Origin of the sequence: Aliiglaciecola sp. 3_MG-2023 (genome assembly GCF_030548205.1) — a bacterium.
In the GTDB taxonomy this organism is placed as follows: domain Bacteria; phylum Pseudomonadota; class Gammaproteobacteria; order Enterobacterales; family Alteromonadaceae; genus Aliiglaciecola.
Genome location: NZ_JAUORV010000003.1, coordinates 126,988 through 145,864, shown reverse-complemented (window position 1 = coordinate 145,864; position 18,877 = coordinate 126,988). Strand labels below are relative to the sequence as shown.

Sequence of the window (18,877 nt, the reverse complement as noted above, 5' to 3'; positions counted from 1 at the left end):
TATGTCTCCTGATTAATAATTGACTGAGCGTTTAATGGCTTCATAGGTTTTTAAATGATCAGGCATGTATTCCTTTTCATGTGACAAAGGATAAGGAGTATCTAAGCCACAGACACGAGCGATGGGAGATTCTAAATGTAAAAAACATTTATCTTGAACCGTCGCTGCAATTTCACTGGCAAAACCACCTGTTTGCGGTGCTTCATGGTTAATTAACAAACGTCCCGTTTTCGCCACTGACTCGCACACTGTTTCTACATCCCAAGGCAATATGCTGCGCAAATCGATAATTTCACAGGAAATACCGTCGTTTTCTGCCATTTCTGCGGATTTTTGCAGTATTTCCACCTGAGCACCCCATGCCAGTAAGCTAATATCAGTACCTGATTTCACCAATTCTGCTTTACCTAGGGGGAGTTCGTAATCTTCTTCTGGTACCTCTCCTACAGAGGCTCGATAAAGACGTTTAGGCTCCATAAATAGAACGGGGTTGTCGTCTCTAATTGAGGCGAGTAACAACCCTTTAGCTTGGTATGGATTTCGAGGAATGACTATTTTCATACCTGGAATATGAGCGAAAAAAGCCTCTGGAGATTGTGAGTGATAATGGCCACCGGCAATGCCACCACCGTAGGGTGTTCTTATGGTTAAACTTCCGCAGGTAAATTGTCCGCCGGAGCGATATCTAAATTTAGATGTCTCATTTACGATTTGATCAAAAGCAGGAAAAATATAATCAGCAAACTGGATTTCAGCAATGACCGTTGATCCCTGCGATGCTAATCCGTTGGCGAACCCTATTATTCCCTGTTCAGTTAACGGTGTATTAAAGCAACGCGCTTTACCAAACTTTTCTTGTAAATTGCTTGTGGCTCTAAATACTCCACCAAAGTGACCCACGTCCTCACCAAAAACCATTGCAGTTTTATCTGCTTCCATAGCCGTAATTAATGCATTATTCACGGCTTGTAACATGTTCATTTTAGTCATTTTTAATTCTCCCTGAAGTCTTCGGATAGGCATCTGGGTACTGACGAATATGTTGCTTAAGTGATTGAAGTTGTTCTTTTAAATGCCATGGTGGTGCGTCATAGACATCTTCTATGATATCTTCAATGGGATTGATGGGCTCTTTTTCCACTTGTTTTAAGGTTTGCAATACTTCCTGACGGGACTCACTGGCAAAGTGTTTAATTGCCTCCTCGTCTAGCCAGCCTTTACTTTTCATCCATTTTTCAAAGCGTAGCAGTGGATCTTTTAATCTCCATTTAGCCTCTTCCTCTTTAGAGCGATACCCAGTGGGATCGTCCGAAGTCGAATGGGCTGCAAGTCGATACGTCATAGCTTCAATTAATACTGGACATTTTTCTTTAAGTGCAACCTCTCGCGCTTTTTTGGTTGCCGCAAAAACGGCCAAAACATCATTGCCGTCGACTCGAATCGTGCGAACGCCGTAACCAATCCCCCTCGATGCAATGCCATCTCCTGCAAATTGCTCCTCCGCTGGTGTGGAAATCGCGTATCCATTATTTCTACATAAGAAGATAACGGGACAATTTAACACTGCCGCCATATTTAAACCGGCATGAAAATCGCCTTCGGATGCTGCTCCCTCGCCAAAGTAGCAAATAGTTAGCGCATCTAACCCCGCCATTTTTTGTCCGTATGAATAACCTGATGCTTGTGGGATCTGCGTTCCCAAAGGAGAAGAAATAGTCATGAAATTTAATGCTTTATCGCCGTAGTGAATGGGCATTTGGCGACCTTTATTTGGGTCTTTTTGATTACTAAACATTTGATCCATAAATTGTTTAGTTGTATATCCGCGGTATGCTAACGAGCCTTGCTCGCGGTATTGAGACATGATCATATCTTGGGGTTCTAATGCTGCTGCACTGCCGATTGTAGCGGCTTCTTCGCCTGTGCAAGCCAAGTAAAAACTGATCCTTCCTTGCCGTTGTGCAGCAATCATGCGCTCATCTAAAATTCTAATGTAGTGCATGGTTTTTAGAATTTTTTCTGAGGTTTCTTGGTTTAACTCAGGACAAGGTTGATGATTATGCTCCGTACCTTCAGGGGATAATAATTGCAGCATGGGTATGTCCACTAATCCATTGGTAATCATTTGTACTTCATGGATCATCCCGATATCGGAAAGGTGATTTCTGTCTTTCATTTAAGAACCTATGTTAGGAGTTAAATAAACTGTTATTAATATGTTAATTCTAGTTCACAATTACGGGAGATGTGTTGCGAAAATGAATGGTGCAAAATACAGATGAGATAGAAGTATTCTAAGAATACCAAACTAATTAGGATGTTTATCCTATTTAATTATTCACTCAATTAAGTTTGTTTAAGTAAGCTGGAAAATTAATACATAGTTGCGGGATATAGAGGTGAATGAGGTTATTAATCACTCATGGAGAAAATAGTTAAGTAATAGAAGTTTACATCTAAGGATAACAAAACCAAATAAGTCTTTGTTGACTGCTTACTTAAGGAATAAATTAACGGATCTAGTTGCTAGACCCGTTATTTAATGGGATGGATTACTCAAATTTGCGTTCGCGTTTGGTTTGAATTGTTTCAATATATCCGTGCCATGTGGCATACCCTATTAGCGGCATGAGTAGCACAAATCCAACAAAACCAGTTAAAAACCCTATGACCACGGCCACAAAAATAATCATTGCCCAAACAAACATAGGGCCTTTATTCAACCAAACTGCGTTAACCGTGGTTAATACTGCAGTAGCCAAGTCTACTTTACGTTCCATTAAAATAGGTTGGGTAAATGCACTGAGCAGAAATACGATGCCAGTGAAAACCGCACCGACACAGGTTCCTAGCACTAAGAATGGTAATAACTCTTCTAAGTTGTCTCCCAGGTATGATGGGTATAATGCATGTATCATTGAGGCAACTCGTAACCAAAAAATCATCAACACCATAAGCAAAATGCCAAATCCCCACTCGTTCACCGCATTACGTTTCACCGCTTTTACCGCGTGCCATAGTGTTGGCTTATGTCCTTTTCCGAATTCCCAACTAATATCGTACAACCCCGCCGCCAAAAAAGGCCCAATAAGCATAAAGCAAACCATCGCAGGTAAAATAACCAAGTGCCAACCAGTCAGTGCAACTAAGTAGGTTATAACCCAAGGTATGAGAGCAAAAAACACACCAAAGAAGACGGTTAAAATAGGTGCTCTTAACAGATCTCTAAATCCTAATGCGAGCCATTTGAAAGGGTCTGAAAATGCTAGTTCATTACATGGAATAACGCGGGCAATGCTGCTATCTGTTATTGCATTATGGGGTTCTTCTTGGAAATGCTGTGACATACTTAACTCCAAAATTTTAAATCGATTCGGTTGGAAACACATTTATCATTCAAATTGGACATATCAATAAGTATAAGCAAGCAATGAAAGTTTGCCATTTATTCGCTGAAATATTGTTCAACTTAACAATTTCTAAAGACTAGGAGTCCACATGAATAGAACCATAATTAACATAATCATAACAATATAGAAACAATATTTAATCGCCAGTAGCAAGGGTTAAGCGTTAAAATTAGCAGGACGCCAACTTAAAGAGGAATCAAAATAACCAAAAAGAGCTTTATTGAGATCAGAAAAACTAGTGAGCGCTTCTTCAGAATGAGACACACAATTCCACACAAAACGATGACAATTATTTTTAATTAAATCATAGTCACTATAGGTGTATAGCTTAGAAGCGGCTATTGAAGCCGCATGTTTAGATATGAGTGGCAAACCTAAATCATCACATAAAACGTATATACATTTACCACTTCTATTGGATAAAAAACGCTGCGGAGAAATCCCCCGAATTAGCCCATTCCCTTTCAGTTCAATTATATTGCCATCCACCCAAATCCCAGAATGTTCAAACACACCAAATATGCCACAACACACAATAGCTCCGTCTTGAAGATGAACTAGAGTTTGTTCTTCACCCGGATAATGTTTCACATACTGACGCTTAATTTTATTTGCTTGGTGTACTTTATCACTAGCATATAAAGCTGCGATTCCAGCTCCTAACCAAATTAATGGAACAGGCATAATGGTGTATTCCTAAATATACTTCGACCTTAGAGTGCTAGATCTAAAGATTTTAGACAAGATTAAGTTTGTAAACAGATGTTATGCAAAAAATACGAGTCATATATAAAAATAATTATTAGATCCCTCTTAACACTAACCCCTTGGTTGTATTATTCTGTGTTATCAAATTAAGGTGTGGGCATTCATGAAAATAATTAACAAATCCAACAAATTAGAGGGCGTATGTTACGACATTAGAGGACCTATCCTCGATGCGGCTAAAAAAATGGAAGACGAGGGACATAGGATCCTCAAACTTAATATTGGTAACCCTGCCCCATTTGGATTTGCAGCACCAGAAGATATTCTAAAAGATGTTATTCATAATTTGCCCACCGCGCAGGGTTATTCTGATGCCAGTGGTATATATACGGCACGTGTAGCCGTAATGCAGTATTACCAACAAAAGAACATTAAAAACATTTCCGTTGATGACGTATTCATCGGCAATGGTGTTAGCGAATTGATTGTAATGGCAATGCAAGCATTATTGAATAATGGCGATGAAGTCCTTATTCCTAGTCCTGATTATCCATTGTGGACTGCTGCCGTTAGCTTATCGTCCGGTACCCCAGTACATTATAAATGTGATGAACAAGCTGGTTGGTTCCCTGATATTACTGATATTCGCAGTAAAATAACTGCCAACACTAAAGCAATTGTATTAATTAACCCGAACAATCCTACTGGTGCTGTGTACAGTAAAGAAGTGCTACAAGACATCATTGAAGTTGCCCGTGAGTTCAACTTGGTTGTATTTAGTGATGAAATTTACGACAAGATTTTATACGACGATGCACAACATAATTGCATTGCTGCTATGGCCGATGATTTATTTTTTATTACCTTAAGTGGTCTTTCAAAAAATTACCGAATTGCTGGTTTCAGAGCAGGTTGGTTACTGGTTAGCGGTAACAAACGAATAGCTAAAAACTATATCGACGGAATCAATATGCTAGCTTCGATGCGTATGTGTGCCAATGTCCCTTGCCAATATGCAATTCAAACTGCGCTCGGTGGATATCAAAGTATCAATGATTTGATCGTGGATGGTGGACGTTTAAAAACACAGCGGGACATTGCCACCAGAATGTTAAATTCCATTGATGGTATCAGTTGTGTCGTGCCCAAAGGTGCAATGTACTGTTTTGCTAAAGTGGATGCTGAAAAATTCAATATTACCAATGATGAGCAAATGATTTTAGACTTACTGACTAAAGAAAAGATTTTGTTGGTTCACGGTAAAGCATTTAACTTTTCTGATGGCTGCTATTTTAGATTAGTATTTCTTCCCCATAAAGATGAATTGGAAACGGCTATTAATCGTATTGGTAATTTCTTCTCCTACTATCAGCAAGTTTAACTTCATTTAAATAAGTGAGAGTGTAATTAACTACACTCTCATAGTTTAACTATTAAAATTAATCAGTAGTTTGCATTACAAACATCAGAAAAATTCAACACTTCAATGTATCATTTAGCTTAACAGCGGATTGTTTACGTAGATAGGTCATTGTAAACCTATCCCTTCATCAAAAACGCATTATTACTTCGTAGATTCAAAGGTCTTAAATATGAACCAAAGTACATTTATGGCATGGATTATTAGAATGCCATTGTTAGAGCGCTGGGCGCTAATGCATTGCTTTCAATCAGAAAATGTATCTGAACACTGTCACCAAGTAGCAGTGATCGCGCATTTGCTAACTGTGATAAAAAATAAACGTTTTAACGGAAAGTTAAATCCTGAAAGAGCGGCCACGTTAGCCTTGTATCACGAAGTTTCAGAAACTAAATTACAAGATATCAACACTAATACCAAATACCATAATCCTGAATTTACGAAGGCATTTAAGATGCTAGAAGACCTAGCTGAGAAAGAATGTTTGTCAACGTTGCCTGAAGACCTTCGTAGTGAAATGGAACCATTGCTGGTGCAATCAGAAGTTGATCCTGAATATAAAGCCATTGTAAAAGCTGCGGATATTTTGCAGGCCTATGTGAAAACAATGAATGAACTTCGTTTTCACAACGATGAATTTTTACATGTTAAAGACAAGTTAGATAAAACCATTCAAGAACTTATTGTTACTATGCCTGAAGTCGAATGTTTTGTAGAAATATTTTTAGATAGTTGTACTACTACCTTAGATAAATTATCAGAAGCTCAGTTATAAATGGGATAACAATAGTCCCAACTACTCTACTTTCAAAAGTGGCTTAACACATTTTTTGTTGAGTCACTTTTATCAACCTCATGTCAGCGATTCAGCTGATAAAATGTTGCAAATCTTTAATGGTTATTATCAAACGTTTACCCATCAGATGGATTAGGAATTTTTCCTATATGAAGTTTATTTAACGATGTATAGCATGTGTTTTTTGTTAAATAAAAGTGAATAGAAAACATGATTCTGAAACCAACACTGATCAACACCGCCATAGTGTCATCTTTATTACTCGCTACTCATCCGTCTGAAGCTCAAGACAAACCAATAGCCGATATTGAAAGGCTTGTGGTAAATGGTATTTTACCCAGCCGAATTGAAACTGTTGGTGGGTCATTTGATACCCTTGAAGAAGAATATATAAAAGCTCGCCGACCACTGTCTATCAATGAGCAGTTAAGAACCATGCCCGGCATAATGGTGGTAGCAGATGGCAGTATGAGTTTTGATTTAAATATTGGTATCCGCGGCCAAAACCCTCGTCGAAGTGCCAAAGCGATGGTGATGGAAGATGGCATGCCTCTGCAATTAGCTCCTTATACAGATCCTGTAAATCATTATGCAACACCCTCTACATCGATTACACGTGTGGAGGTTGTCAAAGGTGCAGGTCAAATTCTCTATGGTCCGCAAACTCTAGCTGGCGCAGTAAATTTTGTGACAAAACCGGTTTCCAGAAATGGCGATATTGTTGGGAGCTTAACATCACGCTTTGGTAATCAAGACTTTCGTGGTTTACATGGGAGCATTGGCTTTGGCAACGCTAGTGGTGGCGTAGTGTTAGATGTTTCACAAAGTAAAGGTGGCGGTATATTCGAGAACAGTGACTTCGATATGAAAGATTATCGAATTAAAGGTGAATACAACCTTTCAGAAAGCCAAGTAATAGGGCTAAAAGTGGTTCATACCCATGATCGTCGCAATCAAACTGAAAACTATTTGACCCGCGATGAATACGCTACTGACCCCTACTCTCATCCAACAGTTGCGCTCGATAAATGGCAACAAGATAGAGATGTCGTGCAACTAACCCACAAATTTGAGATAAACAATAATGTTACATTAAGCTCTCAGGCTTATTATACGGACATTTTCCGTAATGGTTTACGGGGTTCCAATAGTGGACGAGAAGTTGATGGCATTTGGGAGTCACGCTTACGTAACTGTGACGCAATAGGCGATAACAATGGAGATGGCAACATAACGGTATCAGATGTAGAGGGTTCTGATATTAATTTATGTGGCGGTCGTCATGCGCCCCGCCAGTATTTCACTTGGGGTGCAGAAAGTCGAGCTGACTTTGGGCATAGCATATTTGGTCTTGAAAATGATGCCATTATGGGTGTTCGCTTTCATAAAGAAAAAGTACATCGCCAACAAGTTTATGCAACCACAACGGCACAACGATTAGATTATCAATTAGCTTTAGTTGAAGGTGATGATATAGAAGGTGAACGTTTTGATGCTTATGCGCTATCGTATTACGCGCAAAATACCACATATATCGACAATTGGGCTCTCACTGCTGGGTTTCGTTTTGAAGATGTCCGTACTAGAAACACTGACGACTTCTCCACCGATAGCGCGTCGGATAATTATACCAAATTCTTACCCAGCCTAAGTGTTGCCTACAATGGCATAAAAAACACAACGTTCTTTGCAGGAGTGCATAAAGGTATTTCACCCTCTCGTGCTGATAGAGATTTAGATGCGTCAGGTGCGCGTGCGGTGCCTGAAGAAAGTACCTTGTATGAGGTTGGTATGAGAAGTCATTATGCCGACGGAATTAGACTTTCTGCGGCACTATTTCATAATGATATTGAAAATACCATTGTAGATAACGGAGCCACATTTGATAACAGCGGTGAAAGCGAGCAACAAGGTGTTGAATTGTCTGGCAGAATTAACTTCGGTGAAATCTACAATCAGGCAAGTAATTTCTATATATCTGCTGCGTATACAAATCTATGGACAGCTAAATATATTAAGGCGTCTAACCCAGATAACGATGGTAATCGTATGCAGTACGCACCTAAGCAGTTGTTCAATTTAGATATAGGGTATGAACATGCTAGTGGCATTGATGGACGAATTGGTGTTCAGCATGTAGGTGAACAGTTTGTTGATGATGAAAACACTGTTTTGGAAAGTGGCAATGGCATTGAAGGGCTTATACCTAGCTATACCATTTGGAACGCAACACTGAACTACACTATTCCTAATAGCAGAGTCACTTTATTTAGCAGTGTTGAAAATCTATTTGATAAAACCTATTTAGTTAGCCGCAATGAAGGCAAATTAGCCGGTCGGGAACGCCTGTTTTTCGGTGGTATCACTTTCGATTTCTAATCTCAACTTTTAACCTAACAAGTTAAAATATAAAAGGTGAATACGCACTAAAATGATTCATAGGGCGTGTTCACTTTAAAAATTTAGCTCTTGCCTTTATCTTAAGCATAACAGCCCCCCAAATAGCGTTTTGAGGTTAAAACCTCGTCACTTCAATCCTCTCTTGTATAGCAAATTAAAGGCTAATTCATTGCACATTGTATTCATAATTGTTCGATATTGGACCTTATAGTTCCAAAGTATAAGGAATATGAACCCAAGGACCAATGCCGATGGTTTATATGATGGGTATGATTCATTTTATAGAGTTGGATAACCAATATTGGAATTCTACACAATGAGTTTGCGCGCTCTTATCAACTTGAGAATTATTATTTCGGTCATCGTGATTCTTATTTTCAGTGCCATTATTGCCGTTTGGCAAGCAAGAACCTCAGTTGAAAAAGAAGTGCGTTCATCAATTCATCTAGCGGTACAGATGATTGCGTTTGGTTTTGAGCAAGTACCTGAGGGTAGCGAAGAAAAACATGCCTGGTTTGATAAAATTGCAACTATGCAGTCGGTACGACACCTCAACATTTCAATTGAGGATACAAAAAGTACTGCAAGGCAACACGAAACGCTTTATGAAAGCGATGACAACAATACAACACCACTTTGGTTTATTAAGTCTGTGATGGCTGACTTTCTAACTCATAATTATGACATTGAAATTGGTAACGGTGCGGTAAAAACGATTTTCATTACCGCAAACCCCATGGATGAAATAAATGAAGCTTGGGGCGAAACAAAAGCCTTCTTTTGGTCAATTGTGCTAATGCTGTCGATTATTTTTATTACCGTAAATCTTGTTTTCAACTCCATGCTTAAAGCCGTTAATGCAATTTTGTCAGGTTTGCGTCAGGTTGAAAATGGGCATTTCGATTTGCAACTACCCCACTTTAAAATTAGTGAGTTTGATGTTATCGCAAGGGAGATTAATGGTATGACTAAAGCGTTGAGAGTAGCTCAGACCAACAATCAAGCGTTAGCCCTTCACACCATGAAGATACAAGAGACAGAGCGGCAAAACATGTCTCGCGAACTACATGATGAAATGGGGCAATCATTAACCGCAATTAAAGCCATGGCGGTTACCTGTCAGCAACCTAAAACAGATGTCAAAACGATTTGTAGTTCAATAGTCGATATTTGTGATCATTTATCCATAGTTGTTCGCTCAATGATGAAAACTCTCCATCCTCTTAGCCTTTCGGAGCTTGGATTAGGCGCAACTTTGTCTGAATTGATCACTGAATGGCAACGTCGAAACGAAAGTTTGTTGTTTGATTTGGAATACGATCCATCATTGGAAAAACTGAGTGGCGAAGTGACCATTCATGTATACAGAATTGTACAAGAATGTTTAACCAATGTTGTACGGCATGCAAACGCGTCAAAAGTAAAGGTCTTAATATTTAAGGACGCTGATCAGGTAAAAATAACAGTAACGGACGATGGACAAGGTAAGCAACTCAATGCAGCTGGGTTTGGTTTATTAGGTATGCGCGAGCGAGCTGAAAACCTAGGTGGTCAGTTCAATATTGAGTCTATTGAAAACTATGGGGTAAAAGTTAGCGTCGTAGTGCCTTATCGAGAGGACAAGTAATGGAAGCAGATAAGTTAAGAGTCTTATTAATTGACGATCATACGGTTGTAAGAGCTGGGTTTAGAATGTTACTTGCCTCTCAGGATTATATTGGCAGTATTGTTGATATTGATCGGGGAGAGTTAGCCACCAAAGAGTATCAACGCTTTCAACCACATGTTGTGGTTATGGATTTATCTATGCCAGGAATTGGAGGTCTTGAGACCATACGACGACTATGCAAATGTTATCCTGAGGCACTTATTTTAGTTTACAGTATTCATGATGAAAAGATTTATGTAGAGCGCGCTTTAGAAGCTGGAGCAAAAGGCTATGTGACTAAAAATAGTGCCGCTGAGGTCTTAGCTGAAGCAGTTACAAAAATTGCCAGTGGCAAAGCGTACATCGAAAAAGGGTTGTTACCTGTGAACAATGAGATACGTATTAAAGAGCCGAAAAAAACACCACATAAACTGAATGCTCTATCACCAAGAGAATTTGACGTATTTAGGCTGCTATCTAAAGGCTTAAACGCCCATAACGTCGCCAATGAATTAAGCTTAAGTTACAAAACAATTTGTAACTACAATACACAAATTAAAGCCAAACTAAATGCCAGTACATCGGCAGAGTTAGCTAATATTGCCATGGTACACAATATTATTTGAATGCCTTAAAGTGAGTCACAAACCTTCAATTACAGGGTTATTTATTTATCCTGTTAAAGCTATTCTCACTTCTTGAGGAACGAAATAATTCTCCCGAGTCTGTGCAACTAACAGGCAAGTGACTTTATACGTTAAATAGGTTAATTTAATCTTGTAACTTGCGAATAAAAAATCGAAGAATTGCGGTCAAAAGTGTGCAGTTTGGATCGATAAAAATGATGAGTTTTAATCTCATAATTAGAAACTCGGTGTATCAAAACGGATTAAATTAGTAGGATATTGTAGATGTGGGCCCAAAGAAGAGAATCAAATCAATCTATTCGTACAGGGGATCACCGAAATCCTTATCAACGTGATAAAGCAAGAATTTTGCATTCAGCTGCGTTTAGAAGACTACAGGCCAAAACCCAAGTGTTAGGCGTAGGAATGAGCGATTTTTATCGCACGCGCTTAACCCACTCTTTGGAAGCATCACAAATTGGCCATGGTATTACCTCACAACTTCGCAATAAATATCCAGAACTTACTCAGCAACTTGAGGTAAATGAACAGCTAATCGAGGCACTTTGTTTAGCCCATGACATTGGCCATCCGCCGTTTGGTCACGGTGGCGAAGTGGCGCTGCATTATAAAATGTATCAACATGGTGGTTTTGAAGGCAACGGTCAAACCTTCAGAATTGTTGGCAAATTAGAACCCTACACATTAGAGCATGGCATGAACCTGAGCCGCCGCACCATGTTAGGTTTAGTGAAGTACCCCAATTTTATCGATGAGTTGACTAATCATACAATCGAAACCGAACAAGTACCTCATCGCCAAGTTAAAGCTGATCTATGGCATCCCCCTAAAGGCTTATACACGTGCGATTCAGCAATGTTTAATTGGCTGTTAGAGCCCTTATCCGATAACGATAAGCTAAAATTTGTTGAGTTTAATCAGTTTGACGACAAACACAGTAAAACACGATTCAAAACCTTTGATTGTTCCATCATGGAATTAGCCGATGATATTGCTTACGGTATTCACGATCTTGAAGACGCCATCGTCATGGGCATTATTCATCGGGAACAATTCCAACGAGAGGTAACAGCCAAAATTAAAGATCTAAACGATTTTGCTTTATCAAAGAATATTGAGTCAATCACCAGCAAACTGTTCAGCGAATTTCATCATGAAAGAAAGGATGCAATTGGTGCATTAGTTAATGCCTTTATCACCTCCATTGAGATTATTGAAAAAACTGAACACTTCGATGAACCCTTATTACGTTTCGATGCGGCCTTCCCACCTTCTTGTCACAACGCGTTAGGGTTGTTTAAGACGTTTGTATTTAACCGCGTAATCCGTAAACCAGACATTCAGTTGATAGAATACAAAGGTCAACAAATTGTTATGGAATTATTTGAAGCGATTCAGTCTGATCCTGCACGTCTACTGCCAGAAAATACACGGGAGAGATGGCGAGCAGCTGAGTTAGAAAACAATGGTAATCGTGTTATAGCTGATTACATTTCCGGTATGACAGATGGCTTTGCATCAAAACTTTATAGCAGCCTATTTTTGCCTAAATCAGGCAGTATTAACGACCAATTTAGTGGTTAAGTAAGTGACATGAATTAAAAATATTGCAACTTTTTATCCAAATTATCTTTCTATACGTACAAGTGCAGCGTATTTTGAATTTATTGGATAGCTAATGTTAATAAAAATCCCTAAAAAGAGTGATGAATCTGAAAGCCAGGTAACACCCCAGGCAGTTTACCAACAGCGCAGAAGTATGTTGAAAGCTATGGGATTTTTGGGTACCAGTGCCCTGCTTGCTAGCCAGCCTGTACGCGCATTAAGTTGGTTCTCTGATGATCAAGAGATGTTCAAAACAACCCCTTTGTCATTTACTAAAACCACTGAGTTTAGTACTTCAGAAACACTGACACCATTGGACAAGGTTTCCTCTCACAATAATTTTTATGAGTTCGGAACGGCTAAATCAGATCCCAAAGAAAATGCCCAACAATTTAAAGTTGACCCTTGGACATTAACCATAGATGGTTTAGTCGAAAAACCCATCACCTTAGACTATGACGCTTTAACGACGTTATTTCCACTGGAAGAGCGGATCTATCGTCTTAGATGTGTTGAAGCTTGGTCGATGGTTATTCCTTGGATTGGTTTTTCTTTAGCTAATTTAATTAAACGAGCCAATCCCCTCAGCTCGGCTAAATATGTTGCTTTTGAAACCTTAGAAGATCCTAAGCAAATGCCCGGTCAACGAAATCCCTTTATCGGTGGTGGGATTGATTACCCCTATGTAGAAGGCTTGCGTTTGGATGAAGCACTACATCCATTAACGTTAATGTCGGTTGGTTTATATGGCGAAACCTTACCACCGCAAAATGGTGCACCAATCAGACTGGTAGTGCCTTGGAAATATGGGTTTAAAAGTATCAAATCCATCGTTCGAATTAAGTTAACTGACAAACAACCGCCGACGACATGGCAAAAGTTAGCTGCGAATGAGTACGGCTTTTACGCCAATGTTAATCCTGCAGTTGCGCATCCGCGTTGGAGCCAAGCCAGTGAAAGACGTATTACTAGCGGCGGTCTATTTAATCAATCGCGCATTCCTACTTTGCCATTCAATGGCTATGATGAGGTAAGCGAACTGTACAAGGGCATGGATTTAAGGCGCTATTTTTAAATGAAGTTGAGATTAACCAATAAACACATTTTTGGACTAAAAGTGTTTATTCATCTAACTGCTTTGCTGCCGTTAATATGGGTATTTTACCAAGGAGCGATTGACCAACTTGGCGGTGATCCTGTAAAAGAAATTCTGCACTTTACCGGTATAAGCGCATTTAATTTACTTTTAATTTCACTTCTTGTTGCTCCTTTAGCAAAACGTTTCAAGATAGCCCCGCTAATGAGAGTACGCAGGCTGCTCGGCCTTTACGCTTTTGTATACGCAATGGCGCATTTTCTGAGTTATATATTTTTTGAACTACAACTAGCTTGGCAGCTAATAATTTCTGAAATTATTAAACGGCCTTACATCACAGTGGGGTTTTCTGCCTTTGTGATTTTGATGATCCTTGCACTAACATCCACATCATGGGCGCAGCGTAAATTAGGTAGAATCTGGCAATCGTTGCATAACCTTGTGTATCTTGCTGCAATTTTAGTCGCCCTCCACTACATTTGGTCGGTAAAGTCTGACGTCCTTCAGCCGCTGATTTATTGGGCTCTACTACTAATTTTATTGAGTTTTAGAAGACAAAAGATACAACAATTGATTAAAAAACGTAAAAAAACACTTGCATGAATGGATATACAGTACTACTGTATATATAACCACTGTATAAATAAACACTGTAGAGGCTATTCATGGCACAGGTAGATTTAAATCAGCAAGCATATTTACCCATTAACGATCAATTGCATTATCAAAACTACAAGGCGCATTATGGCCTAAATCAATTATCTGATGATAAATGGATGTATTTAATTTCTGACCGTGTGAGCTTTTCCGGTAAATATGAAAGAGCTATAAAATTGAATAAACCGTCTCACGATATTTTGTTTAATTGGCTAGAAAAAATAATTCTTGGTGGCCAATGTTCAGCGTTATTCGTTGAAGATTTACCCATTGATGATATCCGAACGACAAGAATCAAAGGCCTTTGTGAACAAAACTTGATAACCTTAATTAATTTAACCTTAGATAGCTCTTTACCTGACAACTTGGTTATCGGGCCTTGGCACTAGTCTGATAGTATTAACCTTAGTGTTAAATTATATGTTTGAGATTTAAATCGTATTTGAGTTTAAAGCTGATGCGGTTAGATTCGAAAACACGGGAAAGCGGTTAAATTTAAAAAGCGAAGAAATAATTATTTATCTTAGTCGTAAATATTTGAAACCATTCTATTAAATTGCGATTTAATACTACTCAGTATCATAGGTATACTTTGTTTTAAGCTATTGTTTGTTATTCAATTCTAGATTAGATTTAAGGCTGATCATTACCATAGAGTTATTTAAACTATGCAGCATAATAGCCGGTACTGCCCTTGTAACAGTAATAAGTTGTTTGCAGACTGTTGTGAACCATTTCTTTCAAGAAGTGACTTTCCCCAAACAGCCGAACAGTTGATGCGTTCTCGATTTAGCGCATATGTGAAAAAGAACTACCAATACATATTGGATACTTACGCGACTAAATCTCGCCAAAACCTTTCCGTGAATGAACTGCAACAAGCTGATAAAGGAACTCAATGGTTATCTTTGGAGGTTGTTAGTTGTGCAAATCAAAACAGCGTTGAATTTAAAGCTTACTCTCAAGTAGACAATACATTCTATTTACTCCATGAAGTATCTCATTTTCAAATTGAAAGTGAAAAATGGGTTTATGTTGACGGAAAAATAATAAAAGACACAGGTCCTTTCACGCTTAGTCGAAATGATCAGTGCTTGTGTGGTAGCGGCAAAAAATACAAAAAATGCTGTTTAAGTTAATGATATAAAAATAAATTAGTTTTTTACGAATATTTTCACTCGTTTACTAATATTACTGTTATTAATACTCCCCCCTTATCTGACAGGCCTTGAGGGTTAAATTACTGCCCATATTAATAGTTTAACGTGCTTTCAGAAGTTTTAATCTAACGGATAATCTGCCCTTTTTTCCTTATTAACTCCGTCCTTAGTATTCTTTATTATATATTATCTCATTGATTTTATTGTTTTTAATTGTTTTTTAGCTGGAATTTGAAAGAATTAACGATGAAATCTTGCTGTTTTTGATTTATCTAGCCAATGAGTTTGCAGAAAAGCGTTAACAGTCTAAGATCATATGCAACCACTGCCACAATAATAATAAGTTGAATCTTACAAATCCAAGAAAAATATCAACATACAGTGCAGGGTTATTTTACTTTAACATCAGGACACAAAATACATGAATAATAAACCTATATTTAAAGCCAAAGATCATTGCTTAAAAGTCGCTTTGATGATGAGTGCTTCAGCCGCAATTTTTACTTCCTTACCCGCACTTTCACAACAATCAACTGATGCAGACAATGAATCGGTGGAAAAGATCAGTGTTATCGGCTCTCGCCGTTTAGGAAGAACCGTAGAAGACAGCCCTGTTCCTATCGATATCATTGGGAGCGATGCCTTAAATACAACAGGTCAAACTGAAACAAATATGATTTTGGGTAGTTTGTTACCGAGTTTTAACTTCCCTCAACCTTCATTGACCGATGGGACAGATCACGTTCGTCCAGCCCAACTAAGAGGTCTTGCACCTGATCACACTTTGGTTTTGGTTAATGGGAAACGTCGTCACTCTAATGCGCTACTTAACTTAAATGGTTCAACAGGCCGCGGTTCTTCTGCCGTTGACTTAAATGCAATCCCTGCAAACGCGATTGAACGTATTGAAGTTTTACGAGACGGTGCTGCCGCTCAATATGGTTCTGATGCTATTGCGGGTGTCATTAATATTGTATTAAAAAGTGCTAGCAGTGGTGGTTCAGCCTCTGTGACATATGGTGCCAATGTTACTACTATGGATGGCGTACCTGAGTTACAAGATGTGGGTATTGGTGAAGATGGCAACCTAACCTTTACAGAAGGTGGCGATCGTGAATTAACCGATGGTCAAACTGCCACATTAAGAGGCAACATTGGTTTAGAACTTGGTGATGATGGTTTCATCAATATCTCTGCTGAGTTCCGAGATCGAAGTGCAAGTAACCGTTCAGATTATGACACACGAGAAAACTACGCTCGCTTGGAGGATGGTTCTCTAGATCCCCGCGAACTGACTTGGGATCGTTATAATCATAACTTTGGAAACGGTGATGTTGAAGATATGGCAGTGTTTGTCAATGCTGGTCTAACTTTAACTTCTGAAGCCGAGTTATATGCATTTGGCTCTTACAGTACCCGCGAAGGTGAAGGTGGTGGTTTTTATCGTAGAGCACAAGACAGTCGTAATATAGAAGAAATATACCCCGATGGCTTTTTACCCATTATCACGTCTGACATCAATGATTATTCATTAGCTACTGGTATAAAAGGTGATTTGAAGGAATGGAACTATGATGTATCTGCGGTTTACGGCGAAGATGAGTTTAAATTTGGGGTGATAAACAGTTTAAACACTTCTCTTGGTCCAACGAGTCAAACGGAATTTGACGCTGGAACTTTAATCTATGATCAGTTCACCCTGAACTTAGATTTCAGCCGTGAAATTGACGTTGACGGTTTAGCAAGTGGCGTTAATGTTGCTGTTGGTGCGGAATACCGTCACGAAGGATATGAAATTAAAGCGGGCGAAGAAGCATCTTATATACAGGGTGAATTTGATGGTGCAGCGGGTTCACAAGTATTTCCAGGGTTTACCCCTGAATCAGCCGGTGACAACAGTCGTCATAACATTAGTTTATATGTGGATTTAGAAGCTTATGTTACCGATGATTTGAACCTGACCGTGGCTGCGCGTTATGAGGACTACTCTGATTTTGGTTCTACGGTAAATGGTAAATTAGCAACTCGCTACACCCTAACTGAAGACATTGCTCTTCGTGCTTCTGTGTCAACAGGGTTTAGAGCTCCGTCGTTACAACAACAATATTTCACTTCAATTGCTACTGTCTTTGTGGATGGCGAACCAACCGAAACCGGTACTTTCTCACCTAGCAGTGATGTAGCAATAGCACTGGGTTCGCCTGGTTTAGATGCTGAAGAGTCTGTTAACTATGGAGCTGGTATTACATGGTCACCTGATTCAAACATTAGCGTATCTGTTGATTATTATAAAATTAAGATTGATGATCGTATCGTCTTATCTAACAACTTATCAGGCGCGGAAATTGAAGCATTATTAGCAGGCACGGGAGCTAATCGCGCACGTTTCTTCTTAAACGCCATTGATAGTGAGACTTCAGGTGTTGATGTTGTCGTTTCCTATAACACAGATATACAAAATTGGGGAGATATCGCCTTTAATGCAGGCTTTAACTACAATAAGAATGAAGTTACCGACATTATAGATCCCCCCGCAGTATTAGCAGGTGCAGGTTTTGATCAAGATAACTTGTTTTCAGACGTTGAGTTAAGGCGCTTTGAAGTAGGGTCACCGAAAACTAAATTGAATTTAAGTGCAGTGTGGAATATGGATGAATGGCATGCAACCTTGCGTACCACTCGCTATGGCGAAACCCAAGAACCATCAAGCGATCCTGCGACTAATGAAGTATTACCGGAAAAATGGGTGACAGACTTAGATGTTAGTTACGATGTTTCAGAAAACTTAACCCTAACATTAGGGGCGAACAACTTGTTTGATGTCTACCCTGATACGACGCGCACATTGGTTGAAGAAGTAGGTACATTCTCAAGATTGTTCCCGTATTCAGGTTTTTCACCATTTGGGTTTACAGGCCGTTTCGTTTACGGAAAGGTGTCAGTTACGTTCTAATGTGTTAAATCAGTCACTTGTTTTAACCAGCAAGAAGAGAATTTAATATTAGAATACAAGTGGATACAGTCAGTACTGTATCCACTTTTTTATGGAATTGAATCACTATAATGTCAAAAACATTGCTACTTTAATTTACTAGTCAAATCATCAAATCATCAAATCATTAAGTCATTATGTAAGCAATGTAATCCTCGCGCATATCGTCAAATCTTAAACTTATTTTCTAAACAGAAGATTGCCTATGAAGGTATTCTGTATTGTCGCTTTCGGTAGGAGTTTGAGTAAGGGTGTTGATTTAAAATGACACTGGTCATTTCAAGCAAACTGAAATGACCAATGTCTTCGTTGTAGAGCCACGAAATTGTAATTGTTTG

At 38.9% G+C, this 18,877-nt stretch carries 15 protein-coding genes; 11 read left to right on the top strand and 4 right to left on the bottom strand.

Features of this window, described 5'->3' with window-relative positions; genetic code table 11:
* Positions 1-12 precede the first annotated feature (12 nt).
* The 4 genes from Q4574_RS04380 to Q4574_RS04365 all read right to left on the bottom strand — a co-directional run bounded on the left by Q4574_RS04380 (position 13) and on the right by Q4574_RS04365 (position 4,094).
* Complete coding sequence (locus Q4574_RS04380) at positions 13-990, bottom strand: alpha-ketoacid dehydrogenase subunit beta (protein WP_303471980.1); 978 nt, start codon at positions 988-990, stop codon at positions 13-15.
* The gene (locus Q4574_RS04375) at positions 983-2,176 is read right to left on the bottom strand and encodes a thiamine pyrophosphate-dependent dehydrogenase E1 component subunit alpha (protein WP_303471974.1); all 1,194 of its coding nucleotides are present in this window, start codon (positions 2,174-2,176) and stop codon (positions 983-985) included. Before Q4574_RS04375 ends, Q4574_RS04380 begins: the two co-directional genes overlap by 8 nt.
* A gap of 376 nt (positions 2,177-2,552) precedes the next feature.
* Positions 2,553-3,347, bottom strand: a complete 795-nt coding sequence (locus tag Q4574_RS04370) for a DUF2189 domain-containing protein (RefSeq protein WP_303471971.1) — start codon at positions 3,345-3,347, stop codon at positions 2,553-2,555.
* A gap of 219 nt (positions 3,348-3,566) precedes the next feature.
* Positions 3,567-4,094 carry a hypothetical protein gene (locus Q4574_RS04365; protein WP_303471968.1) on the bottom strand — a complete coding sequence of 176 codons (528 nt, stop codon included), beginning with the start codon at positions 4,092-4,094 and terminating at the stop codon, positions 3,567-3,569.
* 187 nt (positions 4,095-4,281) lie between these two features.
* Here Q4574_RS04365 and Q4574_RS04360 point away from each other — a divergent pair, with 187 nt between their 5' ends.
* From Q4574_RS04360 to Q4574_RS04310, 11 genes are all read left to right on the top strand, one after another.
* Positions 4,282-5,499 carry a pyridoxal phosphate-dependent aminotransferase gene (locus Q4574_RS04360; RefSeq protein WP_303471965.1) on the top strand — a complete coding sequence of 406 codons (1,218 nt, stop codon included), beginning with the start codon at positions 4,282-4,284 and terminating at the stop codon, positions 5,497-5,499.
* Between the two features lie 211 nt (positions 5,500-5,710).
* Positions 5,711-6,313, top strand: a complete 603-nt coding sequence (gene yfbR / locus Q4574_RS04355; RefSeq protein WP_303471963.1) for a 5'-deoxynucleotidase — start codon at positions 5,711-5,713, stop codon at positions 6,311-6,313.
* Between the two features lie 231 nt (positions 6,314-6,544).
* Positions 6,545-8,713, top strand: a complete 2,169-nt coding sequence (locus Q4574_RS04350; protein WP_303471962.1) for a TonB-dependent receptor — start codon at positions 6,545-6,547, stop codon at positions 8,711-8,713.
* A gap of 337 nt (positions 8,714-9,050) precedes the next feature.
* Positions 9,051-10,361, top strand: coding sequence for a sensor histidine kinase (locus tag Q4574_RS04345; protein ID WP_303471960.1), 1,311 nt, complete (start codon positions 9,051-9,053; stop codon positions 10,359-10,361).
* A complete protein-coding gene (locus Q4574_RS04340) occupies positions 10,361-11,008 on the top strand; it encodes a response regulator transcription factor (RefSeq protein ID WP_303471958.1) in 648 nt (215 codons plus the stop codon). Before Q4574_RS04345 ends, Q4574_RS04340 begins: the two co-directional genes overlap by 1 nt.
* 285 nt (positions 11,009-11,293) lie before the next feature.
* Complete coding sequence (locus Q4574_RS04335) at positions 11,294-12,613, top strand: anti-phage deoxyguanosine triphosphatase (protein ID WP_303471955.1); 1,320 nt, start codon at positions 11,294-11,296, stop codon at positions 12,611-12,613.
* Between the two features lie 94 nt (positions 12,614-12,707).
* Positions 12,708-13,709, top strand: coding sequence for a protein-methionine-sulfoxide reductase catalytic subunit MsrP (msrP, locus tag Q4574_RS04330; protein WP_303471952.1), 1,002 nt, complete (start codon positions 12,708-12,710; stop codon positions 13,707-13,709).
* Positions 13,710-14,333 (top strand): protein-methionine-sulfoxide reductase heme-binding subunit MsrQ, encoded by a 624-nt coding sequence (gene msrQ / locus Q4574_RS04325; protein WP_303471949.1) that lies wholly within the window; start codon positions 13,710-13,712, stop codon positions 14,331-14,333.
* 62 nt (positions 14,334-14,395) lie between these two features.
* Positions 14,396-14,776, top strand: a complete 381-nt coding sequence (locus Q4574_RS04320; RefSeq protein WP_303471946.1) for a hypothetical protein — start codon at positions 14,396-14,398, stop codon at positions 14,774-14,776.
* A 279-nt stretch (positions 14,777-15,055) separates the two neighbouring features.
* A complete protein-coding gene (locus tag Q4574_RS04315) occupies positions 15,056-15,526 on the top strand; it encodes a YchJ family protein (RefSeq protein WP_303471943.1) in 471 nt (156 codons plus the stop codon).
* A 442-nt stretch (positions 15,527-15,968) separates the two neighbouring features.
* Positions 15,969-18,500, top strand: coding sequence for a TonB-dependent siderophore receptor (locus Q4574_RS04310; protein ID WP_303471940.1), 2,532 nt, complete (start codon positions 15,969-15,971; stop codon positions 18,498-18,500).
* Positions 18,501-18,877 lie beyond the last annotated feature (377 nt).